A 5,843-nucleotide genomic window follows, 5' to 3' on the forward strand; every position below is an offset into this window, starting at 1 on the left:
CTTTTGTGTGGAAACCGACCGCTCCGTGGAATTTTTGCACACGCAGGTTTCAGGGGGTGGGGGGGGAGGAGGTAGACCATGGGACGACGAGGCCCGGCCGCGAAGCCGGTAGAGCTGAAAGTGCTGGAAGGCAACCGGGGCAAGCGGCCGATGTCGGTGAACCTGGACAGCACCTTCCGGCCAGAGGCGGGAATGCCGCCAGTGCCGAAGGGCCTGAGCCCTGGCGCGCGCAAGGTGTGGAAGCGCCTGGGCGCGGAGCTGCTCCGCTACAACCTGATATCGGTTGTGTATTCGGACATCTTCGAGGAGCTGTGCGAGACGGTTTCCGATGTGAAGGAACTGCGCCATTCGCTGCGCGCTCGCCAGAACCTTCTGCGGGCCGAAGGCAAAGACCCGATGGGTGCATTCGAGGTGACCAGCCCAAACGGGATGCCTATGCAGCACCCCCGCTATCAGATCCTCAAAAGCGAACGGCAAATGATGCTGTCGCTGCTGGCCAAGTTCGGCCTGAGCCCGGCCGAGCAGGCCAATGTGACAACCGCCATCCGCGCGCAGCTGCAGCTCTTCGAGGGCGATGCGCCGAAGGATGTGCAATCCCCGGCTGCGCCCGCTGCCGCCCCGGCCTCTCCGCGAGGGTTCACCGACTTCGACTAGCTGCCATGACCCGACCTCAAGCCGAGTATTTCGAGCGCGCAAAGGCCTACGCCAGGCGCGTGACGAAAGGGCAGGAGGTCGCGGGCAAGTACGAGCGGCTGGCCTGCAAGCGGTTCCTGCGGGATCTGGATCGCCAGGGTGCCGAAGATTTCCCGTATGTGGTGGACGTGCGCCTGGGTGGCCGGGAATGCCAGTTCCAAGAGCTGCTCTGCCATATCAAGGGCGAGTGGGCCAAGCCGGTCTATGAAGACGGGATGGTGCGCTACGCGAAGATCCGCCTGGAGGACTGGCAGATCTTCTGTGAGTTCAACCTGTTCGGCTGGGTGCACGCGAGCACCAGGCTGCGCCGGTTTCGCCGCAGCTATGAAGAGGTCGCGCGCAAGAATGCGAAGAGCACGCGCGCCGCTGGCCGTTGCCTGTACCTCGCCTTTGCGGACGACGAGCCTGGCGCGCAGGTCTACAGCGCAGCGACGACCGGCGAGCAGGCCCGCGAAGTGTTCGACACGGCGCGCGAAATGGTGCTGCGTGACAGCGAGTTCCGCGAGCGCTTCGGCGTCACGGTGGGCCGCCACGACATCAGCTGCCCGAGCACGGCCAGCAGCTTCAAGATCCTGAATGCCGAGGCCAGCACGCAGGACGGCCTGAACGTGCACGGCGCGGCCGTGGACGAGGTGCACGCGCACAAGAAGCGCGACCTGTGGGATGTGATCGAGTCGGCGGACGGCGCGCGTAGCCAGCCGCTCATCTCGGCCATCACCACGGCCGGCAAGGACACGGGCGGTATCTGCTTCGAGCTGCGCAGCTACACCATCAAGGTGCTGGAAGGCACGCACGTCGATGAGACGTGGTTCGGGGTGATCTACACCATCGACGATGGCGACGATTGGAAAGATCCAAAGGTCTGGCGCAAGGCGAATCCGAACCTGGGCATCAGCGCCAAGGTGGACAAGCTGGAGGCCACGAAAACCAAGGCGCTGGCGACACCCAGCAGCCGGGGCAATTTCCTGACCAAGCACCTGAACGTGTGGACCAATGCCGGCACCAACTGGATGGACATGGAGGCGTGGAATGCCTGTGCCGATACCTCACTGCGGGAAGAGCAGTTCACCGATGAGGAGTGCTATGCGGCTTCCGACCTGGCAGAGAAAAACGACTTCGCGGCCAAGGTCAAGATCTTCCGGCGCGGAGAGATGTGGTTCGTGTGCACACGTCTGTACTACAACCAGGTTGCGGTGCAGGAGAGCAAGACGGCACAGCTGTCGGGCTGGGTTGAAGAAGGATGGATCAAGGTCAGCCCTGGCAATCTGACCGATTTCGACATGATCGCGGAAGACCTCAAGGCCGACCGCGACATGCACGACCTGAAAGAAGCCGCATACGACCCGGCGCTTTCCAGCTACTGGGCGCGCAAGCTGATCGATGAGGGCCTGCCCATGGTCGAGATCACGCAGCGCAGCCTGTTTTTCACGCAGCCCCTGCAGGAGCTGGAAGCCCTGGTCCTGGCCGGCAAGGTGCGCCATGACGGCAACCCCTGCATGAGCTGGATGGTCAGCAACCTGGTGGTGCTGACCAGCAAATACAACGAGCTGAAAAGCCCGACCAAGAACCGCAAGGAAGACAAGATCGACGGCGCCATTGCCATGCTGATGGCGTTCGGCCGTGCCTTGGCCCTGGCGGAACCTCAAACCGACAAGCGCCAGAAAGCCAAGGCTTTCTGGGCGTCATTTGCAGAAGCGAACAGCACATGAGCCCAATCCGAAAAGCGGTGCTCGGGGCGATGGCCTGGGCGCTCAAGGGCACCGACCTGACCCTGACCAACCCGCAGGGCTGGAATGTCCTGGGCGTAGGCCCGACCTGGGCCAAGGTGCCCGTGGGCGAGTTGACGCAGTTGAAGATTACTGCGTCATGGTCAGCGATCCGGCTGATTGCCGAGACCGTGGGCACCATCCCGCTGCACCTGTACCGCACGACACAGAAGGGGCGGGAGCGGGCCAAGGATGACGCGCGCTACACGCTGGTGCACGACCAGCCCTGTGACTACATGACAGCCCCCGAGTGGAAGGAAGCCATGGTGGTGAGCCTCGCCACCATGGGCCAGTCCTACAACCCGGTGGATCGAATGGAGTCCACGGGGCGCATCCTGCAGATCCAGCCGGTGCACAAGTCCCGGGTGCAGCCCGAGGTGCAGCAGGACGGGTCAATCGTCTACTGGCTCACCGACCGCCAGGGCCGCCGCATCAAGCGCAGGCGCGAGGACGTGATGCCCATCCGGGGCTTCGGCGGTGTGGGCGATCTGGAGGGCTATGCCCCGCACCAACTGCACAGCAACAGCTTGGCCCTGGCCGTGGCGCTGGAAAAGTATGCGGCCGAGTTCTTCGGCAGCGGTGGCCGGCCCCAAGGCATCTTGAAGACCACGGCGGACTTTGGCGAGAAGCAGCGAGACCAGATCCGCGCCAACTTCACCCAGTACCTCAAGGAGTCGCGGGACAAGGGTGAGCTGCCGGTGCTGGACGGGGAAACCGACTATCTGGCCATCAGCACGCCGAACAACGAAGCGCAGTTCATCGAATCGCGCAAGCTGCAGATTGCCGAGGCGGCACGCATCTACCGCGTGCCCCTGCACATGCTGATGGAAATGGACAAGGCCAGCTATGCGAACACGGAGCAGGCCAACAAGCATTTCCTGGATTACACGCTGATGGCGTACCTGGTGCGGATCGAGGCCGGGCTCAACAGCAGCCTGCTGACGCCCGCCGAGCGTCGCGCCGGCATGTATTTCCAGTTCGATGTCCGTGGCCTGCTGCGCGGCGACAGCACGCAGCGCGGCGAGTGCTACGTGAAGCTGCGCACGGCCGGTGCCATCACACAAAACGAGATCCGCGAGCTGGAGGACATGCCGCTCATCGACGGCGCAGACGACTTGCATGTGCCGCTCAACATGGCCCCCTCGGACCTGCTGGGGGAGATCCTGACCCGAAACAAAGGAGGCGCCTGATGGACCGCCTGACCGCACCGATTGAAATCAAGGAAGCCAAGGCAGACGGCACGTTCACCGGCTATGCCGCCGTGTTCAACAACGTGGATCTTGGCCGGGACGTGATCATGCCCGGCGCATTCCGCGCGATGAAGGAAACGCGCGACGGCAAGGTGCGCATTGCCATGAACCACGACCTCAAGCGCCTGGCCGGCAAAGCCAAGTGCACGCAGGACGAGCACGGCCTGCGGGTCGATGGCCAGCTCACCTTGGGTGTGAGCTATGTGCAGGACGCCTATGAGTTGATGAAGGCCGGCGTGCTCGATGGCCTGTCCGTGGGCTTCGACATCGTGCCAGGTGGTGCTACCTGGGAAGAGCGCGATGGTGACTACGTGCGAATCATCACAGACGCGGTGCTCTGGGAATTTTCCCTGGTGCCGTTCGGCATGAACCCTGAAGCGCTGGTGGAGACCGTCAAGGCCGCCACCACGATTCGAGATTTCGAGGCGCAGCTGCGTGGCCTCGGATACAGCCAGCGCGAGGCCAAGGCCTTGGCTGCTGGCGGCTTTCAGTCGCTGGGCCGCCGGGACGGCGACCCGGACAGCGAGACGCTGGCAGACAACCTCAAGCAACTCACGCACGCATTTACCTGGAACTGAAAACATGCACTGCATTACCCGAAAGCGCGTCACTTACGCATTCCTCGCTGTCCTGGCGATCCTGGCCCTTGCCAGCGCGATGGGCGCTCCCATCGTTGCGCCCGATGCCTGGGCCGGTCTCGCTGCCGCTGGCGCCCTGCCTGTGGCCCTCACGGGCGAGGTGGGCGGCGATATCCGCAAGGCCATCGACCAACTGACCGACACTGCGAGGGCGGCCAAGGAAACCGTTGAGCAAGTTCGCAAGGCCCATACCGAGCTGGACGGCAAGGTGTCCAAGCTGCATGACGAGATGAAATCCGGCATGGTCGATGCCACCACCAAGGCCGCATTTCAGGATGCTGTCCAGAAGGTGGACAAGGTCGAGAAGGCGCTGGAAAAGGTCAACGATGAAGTGGCCGAGATCGCCAAGAAGGCCGCCAACCTGCTGGGCGGTGGCGGCGACCAGAAAAAGAGCCTGGGCCAGATCGTGGGCGAGTCTGAAGTTTGCAAGAGCTATCGCGGTGGCGTGGCCGAGCTGGCAACGATGAATGCGCCCCTGTTCGGCAAGGCCGCGATCACCAGCGGCCCGGCAAGCGCCGGTGCGCTGATCCTGCCGCACCAGGCTGGCATCGTCATGGGGCCTGATATGGCGCTGACGGTGCGCGATCTGTTCATGGCCGTGAGCATCGCTACAAACTCCGTCGAGTGGGTGCAGGAAAAGCTCTTCACGAACAATGCCGGCTCTCGCAATGGCGAAGGCAACGCCCTGCCCGAATCCGGCCTGACGTTCGAGAAGAAAAGCTCGCCCGTCGAAAACATCGGCCACTGGATTCCCGCCAGCCGCCAGGTGCTGGCCGACGCGCCGCAGCTGCAGGGCCTGGTCGATGGCCGCATGCGCCAGGGCCTGAAGATCAAGGAAGACGCGCAGTTGCTGTTCGGTGACGGCACCAACGGCAACCTGCTGGGCCTGACGCCGCAAGCGGTGGCATTCAGCGCTACCGGCATGCCTGCCGTGCCCTCGGGTGGTCCGGCCCATACCAAGCTGGACTATCTGCGCTGGGCCTTCCTGCAGGTTGCCAAGGCGCAGTATCCGGCCACCTTCGCGGTGCTGAGCCTGGAAGACTGGGCACTGATCCAGATGATGAAGACCAACGACGGCGCCTACATCTTCGGCACGCCCACGGATGGCGCCGCGCCGCGTGTGTGGGGCAAGACGGTGGTGGAGAGCCATGCCATGGCGGCCGACGACTTCCTGGCCGGCAGCGGCTTCGCGGCAACGATCTATGACCGTGAGGAGGTCAGCGTGCGCGTGGCCGAGCAGCATGCGGACTTTGCGATCAAGGGTATGGTGGCCCTGATCGTGGAAGAGCGCCTCGGCTTCACGGTGGAGCGCCCCTCTGCCATCGTGGCGGGCCAGTTCCCCGCGCCGTAAACGCCCCCTCAACCCTCGGCCAAACGCCAGCCTTTGCGCTGGGGTTTGGCGTTTCTGGACTGGAGAGAAGACATGGAAGTAGCAAAGACATTCGAGCGCGACGGCAAGCGCTACCGCCCGGGCGATCCGTTGCCCGAGGGCCTGG

General features: G+C 63.8%; 5 protein-coding genes. All 5 read left to right on the forward strand.

Annotated features, from left to right (window positions below; all coding sequences use genetic code 11):
* Nucleotides 1–78: 78 nt before the first annotated feature.
* The 5 genes from IAE24_RS29830 to IAE24_RS29850 are packed head-to-tail and all read left to right on the forward strand — an operon-like array spanning nucleotide 79 to nucleotide 5,698.
* A complete protein-coding gene (locus IAE24_RS29830; RefSeq protein ID WP_199962074.1) occupies nucleotides 79–654 on the forward strand; it encodes a P27 family phage terminase small subunit in 576 nt (191 codons plus the stop codon).
* 5 nt (nucleotides 655–659) lie between these two features.
* A complete protein-coding gene (locus tag IAE24_RS29835) occupies nucleotides 660–2,402 on the forward strand; it encodes a terminase large subunit (protein WP_199962076.1) in 1,743 nt (580 codons plus the stop codon).
* Nucleotides 2,399–3,649, forward strand: a complete 1,251-nt coding sequence (locus IAE24_RS29840; protein WP_233626375.1) for a phage portal protein — start codon at nucleotides 2,399–2,401, stop codon at nucleotides 3,647–3,649. The genes IAE24_RS29835 and IAE24_RS29840 overlap by 4 nt, the downstream gene beginning before the upstream one ends.
* Complete coding sequence (locus IAE24_RS29845) at nucleotides 3,649–4,287, forward strand: HK97 family phage prohead protease (RefSeq protein ID WP_199962077.1); 639 nt, start codon at nucleotides 3,649–3,651, stop codon at nucleotides 4,285–4,287. The genes IAE24_RS29840 and IAE24_RS29845 overlap by 1 nt, the downstream gene beginning before the upstream one ends.
* A 4-nt stretch (nucleotides 4,288–4,291) precedes the next feature.
* Nucleotides 4,292–5,698, forward strand: a complete 1,407-nt coding sequence (locus tag IAE24_RS29850; RefSeq protein ID WP_233626376.1) for a phage major capsid protein — start codon at nucleotides 4,292–4,294, stop codon at nucleotides 5,696–5,698.
* Nucleotides 5,699–5,843: the final 145 nt, after the last annotated feature.

This window comes from Delftia sp. S65, from assembly GCF_016516495.1.
Classification (GTDB): domain Bacteria; phylum Pseudomonadota; class Gammaproteobacteria; order Burkholderiales; family Burkholderiaceae_C; genus Comamonas; species Comamonas acidovorans.